We start from the raw sequence: 24798 nt of genomic DNA, 5'->3' as shown, positions 1-24798 counted from the left end.
ATTTTGTCAATCATTGCTGGTAATTCCACAAAGGGATATTTGTTGCGCTTACTTTCATCCCTGCTTCCAATATATATGTGTATACAAAATACAGGCCATCTGAAACAGCCATTCATTTTTTCTTGCGATAAATGAAATTTACGTAGTTATCATATATATAAAATTATGTACGTGAACGCCTCGCTAATGCGACTCCAGCTCCAACCAACATACCGATAGCTCCCCACAGAATCATCATAAATGCACGGCGAGGACTGTCTCTGTTGACAGGTTCTTCAGGTGTTCTGAGATAACGGTAGGTCTGAAAAATATTCTGCAAAGTAGGACCAACATTTAGGGTCGCCAACATTGCTATATTTTGATCATAATCGATGCTGTAATTGGGACCTGTAGCTTGCAAAGTTTCGAGTTGTGCTTGCAGCAATGGTACTCCCAACATGAACATTTTAGATTCAGGCACTTCATCAAGAGGGATGTTCGTCTGATTACGCTGAATGCCCTGTTTTTCAGCAACCTTCAATGATTGCTGCAAGACATTCAACTCACGGTTATACATTGCTTTGGCCACCATTTCTTGTCGTTTGACCAACGCTTTCATTGATTGAGTACGTGTAGCCCACGCACCTTTAATTTCATTGTTCAGGTGGGTACTTGCGCGCTGATTGGCAAAAGCAATATATTCCCGCAGCAATCGGTTGGCATCTATTGCTGTTTCTGCCGTTAATTTAATGTGTTCATTCTGCGCATTTTTCTCATTACGCCGTGTCACCTGAATATTGTTGATCAATTCTTCCAGTAACACGGCATCCGCTTTACTATTACCGTCTTGACGCTGTTTGTAATAATTGGAATGAAGCCAGAATTCACGACGGGTATCATATGCTTCAACTTGCGTCATGAACTCTTTATATGCACCATCGGGAATAGTCGGTAACTGGGCTTCCGGCGAAGCATTAATGTGAGTATCTAAATTGCGCAGAAACTGCTGTTGTGAATAATAGCTCCCCAGATTATTCGTCGTCGGTAAATCTACAATAGCGGTTGCACTCCATTTTTGCTGCATCAGATACGATGCAGCCAGAGCGACAGCAGCGAAAATAATTGCCAGTGCGATAATCCATATCTTTCCACGCCACAGAGCATAACATAGTGCACGAATATCCAGTTCATGCTCTATAGCCGCCTGACCCTGATTAGATTTCGTTTCTGAGTTTTTCACTGCGCCAAACCTCTTTGATAAGCCGATTATTTTTTAATGATGGCTTGCAACCCGACGCATCCGACGTTTACATCGTTTGATAAAACGAGCAACCCGCCATGCTCTTTTGATGCAATAGCCATACAATATAAATGCAAGCAAAAACAATGCCAACATTACCCATTCAGGCACAAAACTTAACCGTTCACCTATAATGCCTACTCCGGCCAGTAAAGCTGCTGCCGCAGTAATTAAGACGAATGCCTGACGGGAAGTAAAACCTGCGCGCATGATCAAGTGATGAATATGCTGACGATCCGGTGAAAATGGACTCATGCCCTTGCGCAGTCGGCGGTACATAATCGCAACCATATCCATCAATGGGATAGCAATGATCCATAATGCTGTCACAGGGTTAATAGAGCGATTTTCCCCTTGGGTCACCTCAGTCAACAACCAAATGATGGTGAAACCAATCAGTGTACTTCCAGCGTCCCCCATAAAGACTTTGAAGCGTTTACCAAGCAGGCCCAGATTGAGAAAAATATAAGGCAATATCCCGGCTATAAACGCAAAGCACCAAAATGCCAAAGCAGTATTGCCACTTTCATAAAGCAAAATACCTAATGCACCGAAAGAGATGCAAGACAATCCCCCCAATAAACCATCAATGCCATCCATCATGTTAAAAGCATTAATGGCAGCCCAAACCGCAAACAGAGTAACCACATAACTAAATGGGCCTAATACCATCTCCCATGGTCCAAACGCATCCCCCAAACTTTCTAACTTAAGCCCAGAGAAATACATCATACTAATGCCTACTAAAGCTTGAATTGTTGCCCGGACTTTTACACTAAGATCAAAGCGATCATCCAATGCACCAACAAAAACTAATGCCCCCGCACAAGATAAGTACACCCACTTATGAGGGATAAATTCTTTTGTTATAGCAAAACCAAAACAAATCCCCAAAAAGATAGATATTCCCCCTACCAGAGGTATTACCCCATGATGACATTTACGATAATTAGGCTTATCAACAAGACCGATCCGCTGTGCTAACTTACGCGCCCCAAACAAAAATATAAATGAGAATATAAATACGCATAAGATTTCAGCAGCTATACTGGGAATATTCACAATAATAACTCTCTGCAAAAATAACAGTAGGTCATCTAGTATTCATTGACTCTTATATTTCCTTTAATATCAAACTCACTCAATAAGTATCTAGTCAACAAAAAGATGCCTACAATGTAGGAAATTTACACATTAGTAAAGACAGTCATAGATCGTGATCAATCATTATTTGCGGAGTATCTATGAAGCACCGTAAGGGAACACGTATCTAAAAAAAGGAAAGCAAAATACATGCCATCTTTACGATTAAATTAAACCATCAATAAAAAACGCCACAAAAAGTGGCGTTTTGAAGAAGTGATCGCTTAACTATTTTTATTTATGGAGTGCGAATTTTTGTTTACAGACTACGAACGTTTCATAAAGTCGAAGAATTCTTCGTTTGTTTTTGTCATAGCCAGCTTGTTAATAAGGAATTCCATTGCATCAATTTCACCCATCGGATGAATGATTTTGCGCAATATCCACATCTTCTGTAATTCGTCTTGCGCAGTGAGCAACTCTTCTTTACGTGTACCAGAGCGATTATAGTCGATAGCAGGGAAAACACGTTTTTCCGCAATCTTACGGGACAGGTGTAACTCCATGTTACCTGTACCTTTAAATTCTTCGTAAATAACCTCATCCATCTTAGAACCGGTATCAACCAAAGCTGTCGCGATGATAGTCAAGCTACCACCTTCTTCAACATTACGTGCCGCACCGAAGAAGCGTTTTGGACGATGCAGCGCGTTTGCATCCACACCACCGGTCAATACCTTACCGGAAGCAGGAACAACGGTGTTATAGGCACGGGCCAGGCGGGTTATAGAGTCTAACAGGATAATAACGTCTTTTTTGTGTTCAACCAGACGTTTTGCTTTTTCGATCACCATTTCAGCCACTTGAACGTGGCGGGAAGCCGGCTCATCAAAAGTAGAAGCGATAACTTCACCTTTTACCAGACGCTGCATCTCGGTGACTTCTTCCGGACGTTCATCGATCAGCAACACCATCAACACGCAATCTGGATAATTGTGGGCAATATTAGCCGCGATGTTTTGCAGCAACATGGTCTTACCCGCTTTTGGTGGAGCAACAATCAGACCACGCTGACCACGACCAATAGGCGCTGCCAAATCCAGAACTCGAGCAGTCAAATCTTCAGTAGAACCATTACCACGTTCCATACGTAACCGGCTGTTAGCATGGAGAGGAGTCAAGTTCTCAAACAGGATCTTACTACGGGCATTTTCAGGTTTATCGAAGTTAACTTCATTAACTTTCAACAAAGCAAAATAACGTTCACCTTCTTTTGGTGGGCGGATTTTACCTGAAATGGTGTCACCAGTGCGGAGATTAAAACGGCGAATTTGACTAGGAGAAACGTAGATATCATCGGGACCTGCAAGGTAGGAGCTGTCTGCTGAGCGGAGGAAACCGAATCCATCCTGCAATATCTCCAGCACACCATCTCCGAAAATATCTTCTCCACTCTTCGCATGCTGTTTGAGGATAGAGAAGATAATATCTTGTTTGCGCATACGAGCCAGGTTTTCCAGCCCCATATTTTCGCCGAGAGTGATCAACTCTGATACCGGCGTATTCTTTAATTCGGTAAGATTCATAATGGTGGGTTCTTTAACTCGGGGTATATCTCGAACTATGAACGTGAATGGTATGGCAGCGTTATCGGTGCCTGTTTATTTGTACCCAAAACAAATACAACCCCTTAACATATTAATTTATATTACAAGGCAATAGTCTGAAGTACGCTAATTGATTTCAAAATAAGGCTAACAAACTGTTAAAACACAACCAAGATAACAATAACGAAATGTGATTAACTTCAATACAAGAGCTATCTCAGTGTAAGTAATGTTTCAGCAAATACTGTTTAACAATATTGTCTTAGTAAACATTATCTCAGCAAAAAAATTCAGTAAAAGAAGACTTCGACATAAAACGCCCAGTACGAAAACATCATCGGGATGTTCAGCATAAAGACGTCTTCAGCACCAAGCTATATACTGAATGGCTCACTATATATGCTTTCAGATACTCTACTAAATACGATATGCTATCAGATATTTCAAGGTGATCCAGAGATAACAGATTTATCAGACACTATAGATTGTTTAGTATGTAACATGCCTGGTGTCAATTCTTCATATAAATTATGAGAATCTTTCTAACGCATGTTTCATATAAGCACGTGGCAGCTAACTTACCATGCTTCGTTGCGGACGTCTAGCTGTCAATAAGATAAATCACTTTATCTGCTAAACGCCCCTAATTACTGTGAGCTAACTCTAAGTTAGAAGTGTGGTTCCAAAAATTCTTTCAGTTGAGTTTTTGACAAAGCTCCAACTTTCACCGCAACTTTTTCGCCGTCTTTGAACAAAATCATTGTCGGAATGCCACGAATACCGAATTTCGGCGCAGTTTCGGTATGATCATCAACATTCAATTTAGCAACGGTCAGTTTACCTGTATACTCAACAGCAATTTCATCCAGAATAGGAGCAACCATTTTACAAGGGCCACACCATTCAGCCCAGAAATCAACCAAGACGACACCATCTAATTTCAGTTTATCTCCATTAAAGTCACTGTCAGCCAGATGAATAACACCAGCATTCACAATCTTTTCACTCATTATTTGGACTCCAAAGTAAAATCTTTTACGTTATCAGTGTACATTAACCAATATAAGGTGTCTTTATTTCAGCGGATACACTTTCTTAAAGCAATAGTTAGCTGATATTCTACCACACTATGAGCAAAACACATTTGACAGAAAAGAAGTTTTCCGACTTCGCATTGCACCCCAAAGTCATTGAATCCCTTAATAAAAAAGGGTTTTCCAACTGTACACCGATACAGGCGCTAACATTGCCTTTTACTGTCGAAGGCCAAGATGTTGCGGGGCAAGCACAAACCGGAACGGGCAAGACGCTCGCATTTCTGGCGTCTACTTTTCATTATTTACTGACTCATCCCGCCAAGGCGGAGCATAAAACCAATCAACCAAGAGCGTTGATTATGGCTCCGACCCGTGAGCTGGCCGTTCAGATCTACTCTGATGCAGAAGAGCTAGCTGAAGTCACAGGGTTAAAAATGGGGCTAGCTTACGGTGGAGATGGCTATGATAAACAGCTAAAGGTGCTGGAATCTGGCGTTGATATCGTCATTGGCACAACAGGTCGTCTTATTGATTACGCCAAACAGGGATATATCAATCTTGGTGCTATTCAAGTTGTTGTACTGGATGAGGCCGATCGCATGTACGATCTCGGTTTTATCAAAGATATCCGTTGGTTATTCCGTCGGATGCCTACGGCAACTGAACGCATGAATCTGTTGTTCTCCGCTACCCTATCTTATCGGGTGCGTGAACTGGCCTTCGAACAGATGAACAATCCTGAATATGTGGAAGTGGAACCATTGCAGAAAACCGGGCACCGCATCCAGGAAGAGCTTTTTTATCCTTCTAATGAAGAAAAAATGCGTCTGTTACAGACCTTATTGGAAGAAGAGTGGCCTGACCGCTGCATTATTTTCGCGAATACCAAACACCGCTGTGAAGATATCTGGGCTCATCTGGCTGCCGATGGACATCGTGTCGGCCTGCTGACAGGTGATGTAGCACAGAAAAAACGCCTGCGCATATTGGAAGAATTCAGTCTGGGTAATCTGGATATTTTGGTCGCCACCGACGTTGCTGCACGTGGGCTGCATATTCCTTCCGTAACACACGTGTTTAACTATGATTTACCGGATGACTGTGAAGATTACGTTCATCGTATTGGCCGAACTGGCCGTGCCGGCGAAAGCGGCCATTCAATCAGTCTGGCCTGTGAAGAATATGCGCTGAACCTGCCAGCCATTGAAGAATATATCCAGCATCAGATCCCTATGAGCAAATATAACAGCGATGCATTACTGAAAGATTTACCAGTGCCCAAACGCCGCAACCGCGCACGTTCAGGAGGACATCCGCGCCGTACCAATATGACGCGCCGTGGTAATACTGTTCATAATCGTAAACGCAATTCGTAACCGTAATGTTCAGGCTGATTAACATAATTCTGGAATAACAAAATGCTGAGTTCTTCGCTCTATGCCGCTATCGATTTAGGCTCAAACAGTTTTCATATGCTGGTTGTCCGCAAAGTATCCGATAGTATTCAAGTGGTCGCCCGCATTAAACGTAAAGTCAGGCTGGCCACTGGGTTGGATAAAAATAACCATTTATCCCAACAGGCAATGGAGCGGGGATGGCAATGCCTTCGCCTTTTTGCAGAATATTTGCAGGATATCCCTACTCTACAGATCTGCGTTGTCGCTACAGCAACATTGCGACTTGCCGAAAATTCCAATGAATTTGTTGGTAAGGCCTCTAAAATATTAGGTACTCCGGTTAAAGTCATCAAAGGTGAAGAAGAAGCTCGGCTGATTTATCAAGGTGTTGCCCACACTACAGGTGGGCCGGAAAAACGCCTCGTGGTGGATATTGGTGGCGGCAGTACAGAACTCGTTACAGGTACTGGTGCAAAGGCTACACAGTTATTCAGCCTTGAAATGGGCTGTGTTACCTGGCTCGAGCGCTATTTCAATGATCGCAGTCTGACAGAAGAGAACTTTGCTAAAGCAGAAACAGCCGCTCACCATATTCTTACTCCTGTTATCACAGCTCTTCTAGAACAAGGCTGGCAGATTTGTGTCGGAGCATCAGGTACAGTGCAGGCTCTCCAGGAGATCATGATTGCCCAAGGTATGGATGAACTTATCACCCTGTCCAAATTGCAACAGCTTAAATCTAAGGCGATTGAATGCGGAAAACTGGAAGAACTGGAGATAGATGGCCTGACACTAGAGCGGGCATTGGTTTTTCCAAGTGGTTTGGCAATCCTGATTGCTATCTTTCAGGCTTTAGGTATCGAGAGTATGACTCTGGCAGGAGGTGCACTGCGTGAGGGGCTGGTTTATGGCATGCTGGAACTTCCTGTCGAGCGAGACATCCGTGCCAGAACTTTACAAGATATTCAACAACGCTTTCAGGTCGATACCGAACAAGCACAGCGAGTCAGACAACTAGCAGAGTCTTTTTTTCAACAAATCGCTAAGACGTGGGAATTGGATGAGCGATGTCGGGAACTGTTAGTCAGCGCTTGTTTGCTCCATGAAATCGGCTTGTGTATCGATTTTCGTCAAGGGCCAGCTCATTCTGCTTATCTGATCAGCCACTTAGACCTACCCGGCTATACTCCTGCTCAAAAGCGCTTACTAGCGACATTGTCGAAAAATCAAAGTGGCTCCATCAATCTGGCATCATTAAGTCAACAAAATGCGTTACCGACCTTACTGGCACTGCGGTTATGCCGTTTATTGCGCCTTGCCATTATCTTTGCTAGCTGTCGGCGGGATGATTCTTTAACAACTCTGCGTTTGCGGGCAGAAAATGACATACTTATTATTACTCTCCCCCATCAATGGCAAACACAACATCCTCTCAGTACCGAAACATTACAGCAAGAAGTCAAATGGCAAAGTTATAGTCAATGGCCACTAGTTATTGAAGAGCAATTTATTGAAGCAGAATAATTCCAATTTACGGTAATGATGCATTCTAATAACTCTTCACTTACAAGAAAAAACGAAGGAAAAGCGCCCCCAGTAACATCACTGGTGATGAAACTGGGGTAAGGATATTAACCTGCTTAGTTACCACTATTTTTTTGTCCAAGGCCAAAACGGGATTTGATATCCGCAAGACGTGATTGCCCCCGTTTCATACGTTCTTCTGCACTAATGATTTTCTTACCTTGTGGCCAATCCAGATCATCTTGTGGCAACTCTAACAAAAATCGGCTCGGTTCAGGACGGATCAATTCTCCATACTGACGACGCTCTTTACTGAGGGTAAAAAAGAGTTCCCGTTGCGCACGGGTAATACCGACATAAGCCAAACGCCGTTCTTCTTCGATATTATCTTCATCAATACTGCTTTGATGTGGTAATAACCCTTCCTCCATTCCTACCAGAAAAACATAAGGAAATTCCAGGCCTTTGGAAGCATGCAACGTCATAAGCTGAACCTGATCCAGTTCCTCATCTTCTTCACTTCGCTCCAGCATATCCCGTAAAGTAAAGCGAGCCACAACCTGAGAAAGTGTCATGGGTTCATTCAGATCATCACCTTCAAGCATTTCACTCATCCAAGTGAAAAGCTGATTGACATTTTTCATCCTCATTTCAGCAGCCTTAGGGCTAGGGGAGTTCTCATACAGCCAACTTTCATAATCCATACCGTGTAATAAATCCCTTACGGCCAACAATGGCTCACGCTCTGCTTGACAGGAAATTTCATCCATCCAGTGGGTAAAACGCTGTAGAGCAGCCAATCCGCGACTGGACAAATTCTGCTCTAAACCAAGGTCGAAACTGGCATGATACAAGCTTTTGTTACGCTGCTTTGCCCATTCTCCCAATTTCTGAATCGTCACTGGCCCTATTTCCCGACGTGGGGTATTGACGATCCGTAAAAATGCACTGTCATCATCAGGATTAGTTATTACTCGCAGGTAAGAGAGCAAATCCTTAATTTCCGGCCGGGAAAAAAACGACGTTCCACCAGAAATGCGGTAAGGAATGCGGTTTTGCATCAGCATCTTTTCAAAGATACGGGATTGATGATTACCACGGTATAAAATAGCGTAATCTTTATACTCGGTTTTATTGATAAAGTGATGAGCGATCAATTCCCCTACGACGCGCTCAGCTTCATGATCTTCATTATTTGCTTCGATCACACGTAGAGGATCGCCATAGCCCAACTCAGAAAAAAGTTTCTTCTCAAATACATGAAGATTATTCGCAATCAGGATATTTGCCGATTTCAGTATTCTCCCTGATGAGCGATAATTCTGCTCCAGCTTGATCACATTGAGCTGTGGGAAATCTTCCTTTAGCAGGATTAGGTTTTGTGGACGAGCACCGCGCCATGAATAAATTGACTGGTCATCATCACCGACAACGGTAAAACGCGCCCGGTTACCTACCAGTAACTTCACCAGTTGATACTGACTGGTATTGGTATCCTGATATTCATCCACCAGCAAGTAACGAATTCTGTTTTGCCAACGCTCCCTGACTTCTTCGTCCCGCATTAACAACAGTGTTGGTTTAGTAATCAGATCATCAAAATCAAGAACATTGCAACTGTTCAGATGTAAATCGTAACGACGATAGCACTCTGCAAACTGATGTTCTTGAGCTGAACGAGCTTGTCTCATCACCTGTTCCGGTGACATCAGGTCATTCTTCCAGTTGGAGATATTTGAGATGAGTTTTTGTAGTAGATCTTTATCTTCTTCCAATAAATCCGCGGTCAGATCTTTCAACAATGCCATTTGATCCTGATCATCGAACAGAGAAAAGTTACTCTTCATTCCAAGTGCTTTATATTCACGCTTGACGATCTCCAGCCCTAACGTATGGAATGTTGAGATTATTAATCCCTTAGTTTCCTTACGACCCAATGTTTGGGCTACACGCTCTTTCATTTCGCGTGCGGCTTTATTGGTAAAAGTCACAGCCGCAATATGACGGGCTTGATAACCACAAATACGGATCAAGTGGGCTATTTTATTGGTGATAACTCTGGTCTTACCGGAGCCTGCACCCGCCAGAACCAAACAAGGCCCTGTGACAAACTCAACCGCTTGTTGTTGGCTAGGATTTAATCGCATACTGTTTTGAAGGTTATGTCAGGATGAAAGATCAAGGAGCGAAATTGTAGCAGAAAGCAGCACAGGAAGGAGATTTTCTTTACAGCAAGGAGTTACTACTAAATAAAATAATCAATCTACTTCAGTTAGCTATTTTCACAAGATGGAAGTATGCGTAAAAGATGTATTAAAATAACAGAAATAAAAATATAACAACACCCCATTTTCAATGGAAAGCCTGCAAAAAAATAATAAATAGCCTTATTTTAAAATGAATAAACAATAAACAACAAACTCTATCCAATTAATTATATTATCTTTTTTCAATTACTCATTAATCATGATATCCATCAATCAAAAATAATTATTTTAGCAGTGACCATATTCACTGTTCTTCCATAGATTTATTACTTTCCTATATGTAATAGTAGTTATCAAAGCATTGTAAAAATAACATCAGTTTGATCTGTTTGATTGGTATAGCAATAATAAATTTTTTATTTTTAAAATAGTCAGCCAAAGAGGATACAATATGTTACGCAAAACAGGTTTTTTCTTTGATGAAAGCTGTTTCTGGCACACTACCGGATTACAACACGTCGTAACGCTTCCAGTTGGCGGATGGGTACAACCACCATCCGGAGCAGGTCATGCCGAGTCACCAGAAACTAAGCGCAGAATGAAAAATTTAATGGATGTTTCTGGCTTAAGCCACTCATTACAACTGTTAGGGGCTGATCCTATTGATGAAACAACCTTAAAGCTTATCCATTCAGATACGTACTTACAGAATTTTAAGTCGCTGAGCGATTATGGTACAGGTATGCTTGGTTCTGAAGCCTTTGTAGGACCAGGCAGTTATGAAATCGCCAAATTATCTGCTGGATTAGCCTGTGCGGCAGTGGAAGCCGTTCTGCATGGTGAACTGGACAACGCTTATAGTCTGTCCCGTCCACCCGGACACCATTGTCTGCCAGATAAAGCCATGGGATTTTGTTACCTTGCCAATATCCCCCTTGCCATTGAGCGGGCCAAAAAGCAGTTTGGGCTTGGCCGGGTCGCAGTCGTTGACTGGGATGTTCATCACGGTAACGGAACACAACATATCTTTTGGGAACGTGATGATGTTTTGACAATTTCATTGCATCAGGATGGTTGTTACCCCGAAGGGTACAGTGGTGAAGATGATATCGGTGCAGGTAAAGGAAAAGGCTTCAATATCAATATTCCACTCATGGCAGGAGCCGGGCACAATAGTTATATGTATGCTATGGATCAAATCGTTCTTCCCGCATTACAGCGTTATCAACCCGAATTGATTATTGTCGCCTGTGGATATGATGCCAACGCCTTAGATCCACTTGCCAGAATGCAGCTCCATAGTGAGAGTTTCCGGGAAATGACGCGTAAAATACAGCAGGCAGCAGATGCATTATGCGATGGCAAACTGGTTGTCGTACATGAAGGTGGTTATTCCGAACTTTATGTACCGTTCTGTGGTTTGGCCGTACTGGAAGAATTGAGCGGTGTCCGCACCCAAGTTCAGGATCCTTTACTGAACATGATTACGGCTCAACAACCGAGAGAACATTTTGATACATTCCAGCGCCAGGAAATTGATGAACTGAAACAAAGATTTAACCTGTAACTGAGATTAAAATTATGCCCGATACACAATACCGAATATCGGGCATACAATAGATTGGCATTATCAGTAGGTATTATCCGCCGACAGCAATACGTTTCATATCTGTCATATAACCACGTAAAGTCCGGCCTACAACCTCAATTGGGTGGTTACGGATAGCGTCATTAATATCGCGTAATTGGCCATTATCGATACCTTTATCAACAATGGCCTTGCCTAAATCCCCGGTTTGTAGGGTTGGCATGAATTTTTCCTGCAATAATGGCACCGCAACATAGGAAAACAAGTAGTTACCATATTCTGCCGTATCAGAAATCACTACGTTCATTTCATAGAGACGCTTCCGGGCAATGGTATTCGCAATTAATGGCAGTTCATGTAGTGATTCATAATAAGCGGATTCTTCAATAATGCCTGAATCTACCATTGTATCGAATGCCAGTTCTACCCCGGCTTTAACCATAGCAACCATCAGTACGCCATGATCAAAGTATTCTTGCTCGCTAATATGACCGTTGTAATCAGGATAGTTCTCGAATGGCGTTTGACCTGTTTCTGCACGCCAGGTCAGCAGATCTTTGTCATCATTCGCCCAGTCAGCCATCATAGTGGAAGAGAATTTAGCAGAAATAATGTCATCCATATGTTTTTGGAACAGTGGAGTTAAAATGGTTTTCAACTGTTCAGAAAGGGCATAAGCACGCAGTTTTGCTGGATTAGAGAGCCTGTCCATCATCAAGGTAATGCCACCTTGTTTCAGGGCTTCAGTGATAGTTTCCCAACCAAACTGGATCAATTTACCCGCATAACCTGGATCTGCGCCATCAGCCACTAGCTTGTCATAACACAACAGGGAACCCGCCTGTAACATCCCACACAAAATCGTTTGCTCACCCATCAAATCAGATTTCACTTCTGCCACAAAAGAGGATTCCAGAACTCCTGCTCGATGACCGCCAGTTGCGGCTGCCCATGCTTTCGCAATTGCCATGCCTTCGCCTTTTGCATCATTTTCCGGATGGATAGCAATCAGAGTAGGAACACCAAAGCCACGCTTATATTCTTCACGCACTTCCGTTCCTGGGCACTTCGGAGCAACCATCACAACCGTGATGTCTTTACGGATCTGCTCACCCACTTCGACAATATTAAAACCGTGGGAATACCCCAAAGCCGCACCGGTTTTCATTAACGGCTGAACGGCCTGTACAACCGCAGAGTGCTGTTTGTCTGGGGTCAGGTTAATGACCAAATCAGCTTGTGGGATCAATTCCTCATATGTGCCGACGTTGAAACCATTTTCAGTTGCCTTACGCCATGATGCACGTTTCTCTGCAATGGCTTCTTTACGCAGAGCATACGCAATATCCAGGCCAGAATCACGCATATTCAGCCCCTGATTCAATCCTTGCGCACCACAGCCGACAATCACCACTTTCTTGCCTTTTAAATACCCTGCCTCGTCAGCAAATTCTTCCCGTGTCATAAAACGACATTTGCCTAACTGCGCCAATTTCTGGCGTAAGTTCAATGTATCAAAATAATTAGCCATGGTGACTCCGATATAATTAGGTGTGATGTTGTTTGCATAAAGTCAATATATGACATGAAATCCATTGCTTAAATTGATATATTGACAAGACTATATTGCAATTTACGCAACATGTCTTTTTTGTAACAATCGTCCACCATACGACGGATATATAGCAAAAAAACCCAGAAAAAGGCAAAAGAACGATGGACTTACGTGATCTAAAACTGTTTTTGCATCTTACAGAAAGTTGTCATTTTGGTCGTACAGCTAAAGCCATGCATGTCAGTCCATCCACACTTTCACGCCAAATTCAACGCATTGAAGAACAATTGGGGCACTCACTATTTCTGCGAGATAATCGGACAGTAAAACTGACCTTCGCAGGGGAGCAATTAAAGCAATTTGCCCAACAAACTCTGCTGCAATATCAGCAATTACTCCATTCACTGAATCACCAAAGCCCATCTTTAACAGGAGAATTACGCCTTTTCTGTTCGGTCACTGCCGCTTATAGCCATCTGCCACAAGTTCTGGATAAATTTCGGGCCGAACATCCTTTGGTGGAAATTAAACTGACAACGGGGGATGCCGCAGACGCTGTTTATAAGGTGCAATCTGAAGAAGCAGATTTGGGCATTGCAGGTAAACCAGAAAAACTGCCTGATAATGTCCGCTTTACCAAGATTGGTGAAATTCCGCTAGTACTGATTGCTCCTTCTTTGCCTTGTGCAGTACGAACGTTTGCTACACAAGAGCAACCAGACTGGAACGCAATCCCATTCATTTTGCCGGAACACGGACCTTCCCGTAAGCGTATTGAGCTTTGGTTCCGCCGGCATAAAATTAACCATCCACAGATTTATGCTACAGTTTCTGGTCATGAAGCGATTGTTTCCATGGTCGCTTTAGGTTGTGGTATTGCGTTAATCCCCGCGGTTGTCGTTGAAAATAGCCCAGAGCCGGTACGCAACCGTATATTACTGTTGGAAAATATTTCGTTGGTTGAACCATTCGAATTAGGGGTTTGTGCTCTTGGCAAGCGGCTGCATGAACCACTGATAAAGGCATTTTGGGGATTATTATCTAATGAAATAACGTGATCCCATGAAAAAATAGCACTCTAAAAAGTGCTATTTCTCATAATATTAACTGTTTCTATTTCAACAACAGATTAAACGAGGGATTATCAGTCTCATCATGGTATTCATAACCCAACTCATCTAAATGGCGATCAAAACAGATTTCCGATCCTGACAATTCAAAGGCGGCCAGTACACGTCCGTAATCTGTGCCATGACTACGATAATGAAACAGTGTGATATTCCAGTGTGCTCCTAATGTTTGCAAAAATTTCAACAATGCTCCCGGTGATTCGGGAAAAGCAAAGCTAAATAACCGCTCATGCAATAGTCTGGGTGGTCTTCCACCAATCATATAACGAACATGCAGTTTCGCCATTTCATCATCAGTAAAATCAGATACCTGATATCCCGCAGTTTTTAGTTCTTCAATGATTTCAATACGTTCAGCATTTCCACGTCCCAATCGTATCCCGACAAAAATACAGGCTTTATCTGGGGCGGCAGCATCTGAATAACGGTAACTGAATTCTGTCACAAAGCGGGCACCCAGTATTTGGCAGAAATTCAGGAAACTGCCTTTTTGCTCAGGAATAGTTACCGCCAGCAAAGCTTCACGCTGCTCCCCTAGCTCACAACGTTCGGAGACATAACGTAAACCATGAAAATTCACATTAGCGCCAGAAAGAATATGTGCGAGTCGCTCCCCCTTAATCTGGTGCTGCTGGACATATTTCTTCAACCCCGCCAGCGCCAAAGCTCCGGAAGGCTCTGCGATCGCTCTGACATCTTCGAAAATATCTTTCATGGCTGCACAAATGGCATCACTATCTACCGTAATCACATCATCAACATATTGCTGACATAAACGGAATGTTTCATTACCAATACGTTTAACGGCAACACCTTCTGCAAATAACCCGACTCTCGATAAATCAACGGGATGCCCGGCTTCCAGCGCGGCTTTCAAACAGGCCGAATCCTCAGCCTCCACACCAATGACTTTCATTTCTGGTACGAGTTGTTTGATGAGCACGGCAATACCAGCAATCAACCCACCACCACCAACGGGAACAAAAATGCGATCGAGATGAACATCTTGCTGTAAAAGCTCCATCGCCAAAGTTGCCTGACCAGCAATCACAGCAGGGTGATCAAATGGTGGCACGAAGGTGTAGCTGTGTTCTTTTGACATCTCAATCGCTTTTGCTTTCGCTTCATCGAAATTTGCACCATGTAATAGCACTTCACCACCAAAACTGCGTACTGCATCAACTTTAATATCTGCTGTAGCTATCGGCATCACTATAGTGGCTTTAACTCCAACCTTACTGGCTGATAATGCGACACCTTGTGCATGATTGCCCGCAGATGCGGTGATCACACCCTTAGCTCTTTGCTCTTCCGTTAAGCTGGCAATCATTGCGTATGCGCCACGCAATTTGAAGCTGTGTACCAACTGACGATCTTCTCGTTTAACCAAGATAGTGTTCTCTAAACGAGCAGAGATTTTTTTCATTTCCTGTAATGGGGTGACTTGAGCAACATCATAAACTGGTGCACTCAGTGCGGCTTTGAGATATTCCGCTCCGTTAGGTTCAGTATTAAGAGGATAAACCGCCACAATCAACTCCCCAACTTAGTCTTATCACGTACAGCTCCTTTATCAGCACTGGTCGCTAATGAAGCATAAGCCCGCAATGCAAAAGAGACCTGACGCTTTCGGGATTTAGGTGTCCACATATTATCGCCTCGCGATAATTCAGCTTGTTCCCGTTTAGCCAGATCTTTTTCGCTGACATCCAACTGGATTTTACGGTTTGGAATATCAATATTGATGATATCGCCGTCATGAACCAATCCAATCAAGCCACCATTAGCTGCTTCAGGAGAAACATGACCAATCGATAACCCTGATGTACCTCCTGAAAAACGCCCGTCAGTGATCAAAGCACAGCTTTTTCCCAATCCCATTGATTTTAGGTAAGTGGTTGGATAGAGCATTTCCTGCATACCAGGACCACCTTTCGGACCTTCATAACGAATCACCACAACGTCTCCCGCTACAACTTTTCCGCCCAGAATCGCGTCTACGGCATCTTCCTGACTTTCATAAACTTTAGCAGGACCACGGAAAGTGAGAATACTTTCATCCACTCCTGCAGTTTTCACGATACAACCGTCCGCGGCAACATTACCATACAACACAGCCAGTCCCCCATCTTGGCTGTAAGCATGAGCACGTTCACGAATACACCCTTCTTTCCGGTCTGTGTCCAAAGATGGCCAACGACAATCCTGTGAGAATGCTTGGGTAGTACGAATTCCTGCTGGCCCCGCCGCGTACATGTTCTTAACACCGTCATCTCCTGTCAGCATAATGTCGTACTGAGCCAACGTTTGTGGTAAGTCCAAGCCCAGAATGTTTTTCACATTTCGATGCAACAATCCAGCACGATCCAGCTCACCAAGGATACCAATCACTCCACCCGCTCGATGTACGTCTTCCATATGGTATTTTTGAGTACTTGGCGCCACCTTGCATAAATGGGGCACTTGACGAGACAGACGATCAATATCTGCCATAGTGAAATCAACTTCACCCTCCTGAGCCGCTGCCAATAAGTGCAGAACAGTGTTTGTCGATCCCCCCATCGCAATATCCAGTGTCATGGCATTCTCAAATGCAGCTTTGGTCGCAATATTACGTGGCAAAGCGCTACCATCGTTTTGTTCATAGTAACGTTTTGTTAATTCAACAATGCGCTTACCCGCGTTGATAAATAGGGTCTTACGATCTGCATGTGTAGCAAGTAACGATCCATTACCCGGTTGCGAAAGCCCCAGTGCTTCTGTCAAACAGTTCATTGAATTCGCAGTAAACATACCGGAACAAGAACCACAGGTCGGACAGGCAGAACGTTCAATTTGCTCACTTTGTTCATCACTGATATTCGGATTAGCCCCCTGGATCATCGCATCAACCAGATCCAACTTGATGATCTGATCGGATAACCGCGTTTTACCCGCTTCCATCGGGCCTCCTGAAACAAAAATAACCGGAATATTCAAACGAAGTGATGCCATCAACATGCCCGGTGTGATTTTGTCACAGTTGGAAATACATACCATCGCATCCGCACAGTGTGCATTCACCATATATTCGACCGAATCGGCAATCAGCTCACGGGAAGGCAGAGAATAAAGCATTCCTCCATGCCCCATTGCGATGCCATCATCAACTGCAATGGTATTAAATTCTTTTGCAACTCCACCGGATGCCTCAATCTGTTCAGCCACCAGCTTGCCCAAATCCCGCAAATGAACATGTCCGGGCACGAATTGAGTAAATGAGTTCACAACGGCGATGATGGGCTTACCAAAGTCCGCATCAGTCATCCCCGTAGCACGCCATAAAGCACGAGCCCCTGCCATATTGCGGCCATGAGTTGTCGTGGCAGAACGATATTTAGGCATTATTTTTTACTCCCATGTCTATCTAATCAGCATCAGAAAACAGGCGGGGAACGAGCCGCCTGTTAAATTTTATCTTAGTTATAAAGGAATCAGGTTATTAAGGATTCACTGGATCTAACCAGCCCCATTTATCTTCTGTCGAACCATCAAATAGGCCGAAAAAGGCTCTCTGAATTTTTTGGGTGACAGGCCCACATTTACCAATTCCAACCTGAATACCATCTACACTACGGACTGGAGTAATTTCTGCTGCTGTTCCGGTCATAAAGACTTCATCAGCCAGATAGAGTGATTCGCGGGAAAGGGTCTGCTCACGAACTTCCAGACCGAGATCCTGTGCCAGTTTGATAATGGCATCTCGTGTGATCCCCGGTAACGCAGCAGAAGTGAATGGCGGAGTGAACAAAACACCATTTTTGACTTCAAATAGGTTTTCACCCGCACCTTCTGAAATATAGCCATGAACATCCAAAGCAATCCCTTCCTGATAACCATGGCGCCGGGCTTCACTCCCCACCAGCAAAGAAGATAAGTAATTACCACCCGCTTTTGCCGCTGTTGGAATTGTGTTTGCCGCAGCACGGTTCCATGAAGAAACCATCGCATCAATGCCTTGTTCCAGTGCTTCCTCTCCAAGATACGCTCCCCACGGAAAAGCGGCAATAATGACATCTGTTTCATAACCCGCAGGAGGATTTACCCCCATTCCCACATCACCAATAAAAACCAATGGGCGAATGTAAGCGCTGACTAATTTGTTTTTGCGGAGTGTTTCACGGCAAGCTTCCATTAATTCATCAACACTCTGGCTTACGGGCATACGGTAAATCTTGGCTGAGTCATGCAAGCGCTGCATGTGTTCACGATGACGAAAAACAACAGGCCCTTTGTGCGAGTTGTAACAACGGACACCTTCAAATACTGACGTTCCGTAATGCAAGGCGTGAGACATAACGTGTATTTTTGCATCAGCCCAGGGAACCATTACCCCATTGAACCAAATATAATCAGCTTGCTTTGTCATTCTTTTGTTTCCTTCAAATGCGCACTATGCGCTTATCAATTGTGATTTTTTGTGTTGTATCTCAACATCAGCAACATCAACCAGCTTCATCAACTGGGAAAAAAGCAAATTCACAGGACGCTGACTGGCGACAGTGAGTTCAATACTTACATTATCACTATCTATTGTATGATCCATATTCAATGCGCATATCTGAAAACCACGATGGCGGGTAACTCTCAGAATTCTTTCAAGAATTTCAGGGCAAAATCGTGCCTGAATAGCAAGTTGATGCTGCATCATAATGATCTCTCCAACATATTTGCGTTACTTGCGCCAGGTGGAACCAATGGCCAAACATTTTCTAATTCATTAATGGATACATGTAGTAAATAGGGACCTTCACTGTTGAAAAGGGCATCTAACGCTGTATTGATTTGCGACTTGTCTGTAATGTGTTGGCCTGGAATATCAAAGGATTTTGCTAAGGTAATAAAATCAGGATTATCGGTTAGGATAGTTTCGCTATAGCGTTGATCAAAAAATAATTCCTGCCATTGCTTAACCATTCCCAGACGCTGGTTATCCAACAAGACCATCTTGATAGGCAATTTTTTGCGTCTGATGGTGCCTAATTCCTGAACATTCATCATGAAAGAGCCATCACCGGATATACAAATGACCATATCCTCTGGACGAACCATTTGTGCACCAATCGCTGCCGGGATACCAAATCCCATCGTGCCCAACCCACTGGAAGTAATGAAATTCTCAGGCCCATCGAATGTCATATGTTGAGCAGTCCACATCTGATGCTGTCCCACATCGGTGGTCACAACAGTATTAGATGGCTTGCGCTCAGATATCTGTTTTAACAGTGCGGGAGCATAAATACTGTCCCCCTGATGGTCATAGCGCCATGCATGTTCGTTTTTTAACTGTTTCACTTCTTGTTGCCATGCCTTGATCGACAAAGGTTGCTGTAAATGAGGCAATAAAGTTTTTAAATTCCCCAATAATGAAACATGTGCCTGACGCAACTTGTTTAATTCAACAGGATCGATATCTAAATGGATGACTTTGGCATTCGGAGCAAAGGTATTCAATTTCCCGGTTACCCGGTCATCAAAACGAGTTCCGGCAGCAATAAGCAAATCACAGGATTGAACCGCGAAGTTGGCAGCCTTTGTGCCATGCATTCCCAACATCCCCAAATAACATTCATGCTCAGTATCCGCAGCCCCCAATCCTTTGAGTGTAGAAACAACAGGCAGCCCCGTTTCTGCCACTAAACGGCGTAATTCAGGCACTGCATCTGACATTCCAACGCCTCCACCGATATACAAAATAGGTTTTTTGGAACAAGCCATCATATGGCGAGCTTGTTCCAGTTCACGTTCAGGCAGAGAAGATAGGGCAACGACGGGCATTAAGTAAGGTGTGAATTCGCCTTGTTTTAACTGAATATCTTTCGGTAAATCCACTAAAACGGGGCCAGGACGGCCTTCCGTGGCAATGGCAAAGGCTTCGGCCATAACTTGAGGCAATTTTTCCAGCGACTCCACTAGAAAACTGTGTTTGGTACAGGCAAGAGAAAGTCCCAACATATCGATTTCTTGAAAAGCATCTGTACCGATAGCTTCAGAACTTACTTGACCAGTAATAGCAACGACAGGAACAGAATCCAACAAAGCATCAGCCAACCCGGTAATCAAATTTGTTGCGCCTGGCCCTGATGTCGCGATGCAAACTCCGGGCTTACCACTTGCCCTTGCATAACCAATGGCAGCCATAACCGCTCCTTGTTCATGGCGGCACAACAAATGTTCAATACCGCCATCATACAAAGCATCATACACAGGCATGATAGCTCCGCCTGGATAACCGAAAACTTTCTCAACTCCCTGCTTTCGTAATGCCTGTACAACCCATTGAGCCCCATTCATATCATCCTCCTATCGCGTTTACTCTGTCAGTAGCCTGTTGTGATGTTGTTTTATGTTCGTTTTTTGATATGTGTAAAAAAAAGCCCCCGCTCCTTTTCGGTGCGGGGGCTTCTTCGTGAAATCTGGCTATCTTTCTGTCTACGCCTTCCTTCGTTCAAGTGCAGCCCCGCACGGTAGAATAATCACTACCACGCTAATAATTAGGCTAATCACTAGAACAAATTTACTCATAACTCTTTTCATTCTCATTCATATGTTCGACGTATATTTTACAAGTATCACTTTCTATAATTGTTGACAATCATTATTTTAATTTTTTATTTGAAAAATAATTTTATTCATATTTTTCATATGGATAAATACAAGTTCAGCAAAGTTAACAGCGCTCATTCCTTTAATGAAGATAAAAAATTACTATCTATATGTTTCATAAAATAATTAATAAGATAAATTACACAAATACAATTTAATCACCTAATTGCAAAACATAAATGTTAAAAGAGGCATTTTTATGCGGCTGTATCATTATAAACAAAAAATAAAATCAGCTAATTAGTTTAGCTAATTAATAAAATAATCAACTAAATGATAATACCGTATGAATTTATTTTACATACTCATCAAAGGTTATCAATAAACAAAAAAAACAATAAATAACAATATATTGTTAATGAATGAATTTAAGGAACAATAAAAAAACAAATATATTTTCGAGTGCCTTCGCAAAATAGCAAAAGGAGACTTTTTATTATTTTTTATCAATTCATGATAATTACTTTCTTGCTAAGGAGAGCACATGACACTCGCTATCATCTATACACGGGCCACAATAGGTATTGATTCTCCCATCGTCACAATAGAAGCACACATAAGTAACGGTTTACCCGGTTTAACACTGGTTGGTTTGCCGGAAACGACAGTTAAAGAAGCCAGAGATCGTGTCAGAAGTGCTTTGATCAATAGCGGTTTTACCTATCCACCAAAAAGAATCACAGTTAACTTGGCTCCGGCAGACCTTCCCAAAGAAGGAGGAAGATATGATTTACCTATCGCTATCGCAATTTTGGCGGCTTCAGAGCAAATTCCGCCAAATGAATTGCATAATTATGAATTTTTGGGAGAGTTAGCACTTTCAGGTGAGATACGTAAAATTACGGGAGCCATTCCCGCAGCACTCAGTGCCAAAAATGCAGGTAGGCAATTGATTTTATCCACGGAAAATCAAACAGAATTAGCTATCTTATCCCAAAGCGAAACGTTATTAGCCAATCACTTACTACAAGTTTGCCATTTTTTACATGGCGAAAAAGCAATATTATCTTCTCCTTCCCCTGTTGCTCCACAAAATGAGCCACCACTGTTAGATCTACGAGACATTATTGGACAAGAACAAGCCAAGCGTGCTCTGGAGATCACTGCCGCAGGTGGCCACAATCTTCTGCTACTTGGCCCCCCCGGTACAGGTAAAACAATGCTAGCCAGTCGGTTATGCGACCTATTACCGTCTCTAACTCATCAGGAAGCACTGGAAGTCGCGGCTATCAATAGTCTGGTCGGTCAGTCAATTAATCCCCAAAAATGGCATATACGACCGTTTAGAGCGCCTCATCATAGTTCATCAATGGCCGCTCTCGTTGGTGGAGGCTCAATCCCTAAACCCGGGGAAATTTCACTTGCACACAATGGCGTTTTATTCTTGGATGAATTACCCGAATTTAACCGGAGTGTCCTTGATGCATTACGTGAACCACTAGAATCTGGCGAAATTATCATATCTCGTGCAAGGGCAAAAGTTTGTTTTCCTGCTCAAGTCCAATTGATTGCGGCCATGAATCCAAGCCCAACAGGATATCATCAGGGATTACACAATCGCAGTAGTCCACAACAAATATTGCGCTATCTTTCCAAACTTTCAGGTCCTTTTTTAGATCGTTTCGATCTCTCCATTGAAGTTCCTCTACTTCCTCCGGGTATCTTGAGTCAATCATCAACAAAACATGGTGAAAGTAGCCATGAAGTCAAAAAGAGAGTACAAGATGCCAGAAACATACAAATAGAGCGGTATGGGCATGTAAATGCACATCTTAATCGCCAACAAACTGAATGTATTTGTAAACTAAAAATGGAAGATGCCGTTTTTCTAGAAAACACTTTACTAAAATTGGGGCTATCTGTACGTGCCTGGCACCGGATATTAAAGGTTTCACGTACGATTGCAGATTTGAAAGAGCAAAAGAGAATAGAAAGGCCGGATATTATGGAAGCGCTCAGTTACCGAAGCATGGATAGGTTACTTATTCAGTTGCAAAAACAGGTTGGATAACGTAGAAGAGGGGCTAATTCGCCCCTCTTGATGGACCCATCATCCCAATGATGATATTAATCATCAGAATCAGTATAGTCCTCAGAAGGATCTAACTGTGGTTTTCCACCGGAAAGAGTATGGAAACGTTTTGGACGGCTAATTTTCGCCAAATACTTAGCCCATACTTTTTCCTCTGTTGTTACAGGGATACGCTCACCACGGCAAACGGCGACAAACAATTTTTCTTCGTCTGTTTGTGGTTCACGTTTGCCAAGATCCAATTCATTGAACGCATGACCATGACGTTCTAACAATTGGGCCTCTTTAATGGTGAAATCCCCGTGACGAGAAAACCCGCGTGGATAATTTTTATTATCAAAAAAACGATTAGTCGTGATGAAGCTTTCAGCCATCTGACACACTCCTAACTCTACAGTCATACTAATTATGGCGCGGAGTATTAGGGAGGCTTGACATTCTGTAAAACAAAATATTTAAATCTTAACGACAAAAACTATTGGAGATGCATGTGGACACCGAATTACTGAAAACCTTTTTGGAAGTCAGTAAGACTCGTCACTTTGGTCGGGCAGCTGAATCACTCTATTTAACACAATCCGCCGTTAGCTTTCGTATCCGACAACTAGAAAACCAGTTAGGTGCTAATTTATTCACACGACATCGCAATAATATTCGCCTGACTGCGGCTGGCGAGCGCCTTGTCCCCTATGCAGAATCGTTAATGAATACTTGGCAGTTAGCAAAGAAAGAGATCAACTACGTCTCACAACATACAAAGCTCTCTATCGGTGCTACAGCATCCCTATGGGAAGCCTACCTAACTCCTTGGTTAAATATGTTTTATCGGGATAATCAAGGAATGAGAATCGAATCAAGAGTCTCTACACGTCAGTCTTTAGTCAAGCAATTGCACTCGCGTGAATTAGATCTTTTAATCACAACGGAGCCTCCAAAAATGGACGAATTCCAAAGTCAGGTGATCGGTAGTATCCAACTTGTTTTATTAACAACCCAACATAATCTCAAACAAGGTATAGAAAATTACATCAAACTTGAGTGGGGAGCTGATTTTCATCAGCAAGAACAACAGATTTTGAAAAATGATCATCCACCAATCATTACAACCACTTCGGCCCATATCGCCAGAGAATTATTAGATAGTGTAAATGCTGCGACATTCTTGCCCATACACTGGCTTGATGATTACCCTAATCTCATCACAGCTCCCAATAATGAGCCAATCAAACGGCCTCTATATGCCGTCTGGCTGCAAAATAGTGACCAGCATGCATTAATCCAACAGTTATTAAAAATACCTGTTGAAAAAGCACCTGCAATAAGCTGATAGCGTTTTATGAAAAGTCTTAAGGGTAGTGTACCGGAGATCTAAGCGGATGTGTATGGCGATCTGATTTTGATAATGCCACGAATAAAAAAGAAAAACCCAGCTAAAATTAGCTGGGCTATTAATCTGAAAACTATTCAATTATTACTAGTTATTAACTGGCAGGGGCGGAGAGGCTCGAACTCCCAACACCCGGTTTTGGAGACCGGTGCTCTACCAATTGAACTACGCCCCTAAATACGGTGGCGGTGCGGACGGGACTCGAACCCGCGACCCCCGGCGTGACAGGCCGGTATTCTAACCAACTGAACTACCGCACCACCGAATTGCTTTTTGCATGCTGCCTTTTGTACCGGCAACATCTTTAAATAAATGTCTGGCAGTGCC

At 43.0% G+C, this 24798-nt stretch carries 19 protein-coding genes and 2 tRNA genes; 6 read left to right on the top strand and 15 right to left on the bottom strand.

The genetic code is table 11. The annotated features are described in order from the left end of the window. Nucleotides 1-163: 163 nt before the first annotated feature. From wzzE to trxA, 4 genes are all read right to left on the bottom strand, one after another. Entirely contained in the window at nt 164-1219 is a 1056-nt protein-coding gene (wzzE, locus tag ABLA85_RS03180) for an ECA polysaccharide chain length modulation protein (RefSeq protein WP_367961277.1), read from the bottom strand. A 33-nt stretch (nt 1220-1252) separates the two neighbouring features. After that, nucleotides 1253-2341 carry a UDP-N-acetylglucosamine--undecaprenyl-phosphate N-acetylglucosaminephosphotransferase gene (gene wecA / locus ABLA85_RS03175; RefSeq protein ID WP_367961275.1) on the bottom strand — a complete coding sequence of 363 codons (1089 nt, stop codon included), beginning with the start codon at nt 2339-2341 and terminating at the stop codon, nt 1253-1255. 347 nt (nt 2342-2688) lie between these two features. After that, nucleotides 2689-3948 (bottom strand): transcription termination factor Rho, encoded by a 1260-nt coding sequence (gene rho / locus ABLA85_RS03170; RefSeq protein WP_047680026.1) that lies wholly within the window; start codon nt 3946-3948, stop codon nt 2689-2691. A 689-nt stretch (nt 3949-4637) separates the two neighbouring features. Next, complete coding sequence (gene trxA, locus ABLA85_RS03165) at nt 4638-4979, bottom strand: thioredoxin TrxA (RefSeq protein ID WP_367961273.1); 342 nt, start codon at nt 4977-4979, stop codon at nt 4638-4640. 119 nt (nt 4980-5098) lie between these two features. Between trxA and rhlB the strand changes: the two genes are divergently transcribed. Further along, nucleotides 5099-6382, top strand: coding sequence for an ATP-dependent RNA helicase RhlB (gene rhlB / locus ABLA85_RS03160; RefSeq protein ID WP_367961271.1), 1284 nt, complete (start codon nt 5099-5101; stop codon nt 6380-6382). Nucleotides 6383-6424: 42 nt separating this feature from the next. Continuing rightward, a complete protein-coding gene (gene gppA, locus ABLA85_RS03155) occupies nt 6425-7927 on the top strand; it encodes a guanosine-5'-triphosphate,3'-diphosphate diphosphatase (RefSeq protein ID WP_367961270.1) in 1503 nt (500 codons plus the stop codon). Nucleotides 7928-8043: 116 nt separating this feature from the next. Here gppA and rep read toward each other — a convergent pair whose 3' ends face one another. Next, nucleotides 8044-10074 carry a DNA helicase Rep gene (gene rep, locus ABLA85_RS03150; RefSeq protein ID WP_367961268.1) on the bottom strand — a complete coding sequence of 677 codons (2031 nt, stop codon included), beginning with the start codon at nt 10072-10074 and terminating at the stop codon, nt 8044-8046. 511 nt (nt 10075-10585) lie between these two features. Between rep and ABLA85_RS03145 the strand changes: the two genes are divergently transcribed. Then, nucleotides 10586-11701 carry a class II histone deacetylase gene (locus tag ABLA85_RS03145; RefSeq protein WP_367961266.1) on the top strand — a complete coding sequence of 372 codons (1116 nt, stop codon included), beginning with the start codon at nt 10586-10588 and terminating at the stop codon, nt 11699-11701. A gap of 73 nt (nt 11702-11774) precedes the next feature. On the opposite strand, the gene ilvC is transcribed toward ABLA85_RS03145, so the two are convergent. Further along, a complete protein-coding gene (ilvC, locus tag ABLA85_RS03140) occupies nt 11775-13253 on the bottom strand; it encodes a ketol-acid reductoisomerase (RefSeq protein ID WP_367961265.1) in 1479 nt (492 codons plus the stop codon). A 185-nt stretch (nt 13254-13438) separates the two neighbouring features. Between ilvC and ilvY the strand changes: the two genes are divergently transcribed. Then, a complete protein-coding gene (ilvY, locus tag ABLA85_RS03135; protein ID WP_367961263.1) occupies nt 13439-14335 on the top strand; it encodes an HTH-type transcriptional activator IlvY in 897 nt (298 codons plus the stop codon). A 55-nt stretch (nt 14336-14390) separates the two neighbouring features. Here the strand turns inward: ilvY and ilvA are convergent, their stop codons facing one another. From ilvA to ABLA85_RS03105, 6 genes are all read right to left on the bottom strand, one after another. Next, on the bottom strand, nt 14391-15941 hold the full coding sequence (gene ilvA, locus ABLA85_RS03130; RefSeq protein ID WP_367961347.1) for a threonine ammonia-lyase, biosynthetic: 1551 nt from the start codon (nt 15939-15941) through the stop codon (nt 14391-14393). Beyond that, on the bottom strand, nt 15941-17791 hold the full coding sequence (gene ilvD / locus ABLA85_RS03125) for a dihydroxy-acid dehydratase (protein ID WP_367961262.1): 1851 nt from the start codon (nt 17789-17791) through the stop codon (nt 15941-15943). Before ilvD ends, ilvA begins: the two co-directional genes overlap by 1 nt. 97 nt (nt 17792-17888) lie before the next feature. After that, complete coding sequence (locus ABLA85_RS03120) at nt 17889-18815, bottom strand: branched-chain amino acid transaminase (RefSeq protein ID WP_367961260.1); 927 nt, start codon at nt 18813-18815, stop codon at nt 17889-17891. A gap of 24 nt (nt 18816-18839) precedes the next feature. Further along, nucleotides 18840-19097, bottom strand: a complete 258-nt coding sequence (gene ilvM / locus ABLA85_RS03115; RefSeq protein WP_038268543.1) for an acetolactate synthase 2 small subunit — start codon at nt 19095-19097, stop codon at nt 18840-18842. Continuing rightward, nucleotides 19094-20740, bottom strand: coding sequence for an acetolactate synthase 2 catalytic subunit (ilvG, locus tag ABLA85_RS03110; RefSeq protein ID WP_367961257.1), 1647 nt, complete (start codon nt 20738-20740; stop codon nt 19094-19096). Before ilvG ends, ilvM begins: the two co-directional genes overlap by 4 nt. Nucleotides 20741-20878: 138 nt before the next feature. Next, nucleotides 20879-20971: an IlvGEDA operon leader peptide gene (locus tag ABLA85_RS03105; RefSeq protein ID WP_145956602.1), complete on the bottom strand. Its 93-nt coding sequence runs from the start codon at nt 20969-20971 to the stop codon at nt 20879-20881. 565 nt (nt 20972-21536) lie between these two features. Here ABLA85_RS03105 and ABLA85_RS03100 point away from each other — a divergent pair. After that, the gene (locus tag ABLA85_RS03100; protein ID WP_367961254.1) at nt 21537-23063 is read left to right on the top strand and encodes a YifB family Mg chelatase-like AAA ATPase; all 1527 of its coding nucleotides are present in this window, start codon (nt 21537-21539) and stop codon (nt 23061-23063) included. Between the two features lie 56 nt (nt 23064-23119). On the opposite strand, the gene ABLA85_RS03095 is transcribed toward ABLA85_RS03100, so the two are convergent. After that, complete coding sequence (locus ABLA85_RS03095) at nt 23120-23458, bottom strand: DUF413 domain-containing protein (protein WP_367961252.1); 339 nt, start codon at nt 23456-23458, stop codon at nt 23120-23122. 116 nt (nt 23459-23574) lie between these two features. On the opposite strand from ABLA85_RS03095, the gene hdfR reads away from it, so the two are divergent. Continuing rightward, nucleotides 23575-24411, top strand: a complete 837-nt coding sequence (gene hdfR, locus ABLA85_RS03090) for an HTH-type transcriptional regulator HdfR (protein ID WP_367961251.1) — start codon at nt 23575-23577, stop codon at nt 24409-24411. Between the two features lie 159 nt (nt 24412-24570). On the opposite strand, the gene ABLA85_RS03085 is transcribed toward hdfR, so the two are convergent. Further along, a tRNA-Trp gene (locus ABLA85_RS03085) sits at nt 24571-24646 on the bottom strand. A gap of 8 nt (nt 24647-24654) precedes the next feature. Next, nucleotides 24655-24731 (bottom strand) — tRNA-Asp (locus ABLA85_RS03080). Between the last annotated feature and the right edge of the window lie 67 nt (nt 24732-24798).

Origin of the sequence: Xenorhabdus sp. SGI246, from assembly GCF_040838225.1 — a bacterium.
Lineage (GTDB): Bacteria > Pseudomonadota > Gammaproteobacteria > Enterobacterales > Enterobacteriaceae > Xenorhabdus > Xenorhabdus indica.
This window is presented reverse-complemented; position numbering and strand designations above follow the sequence as displayed.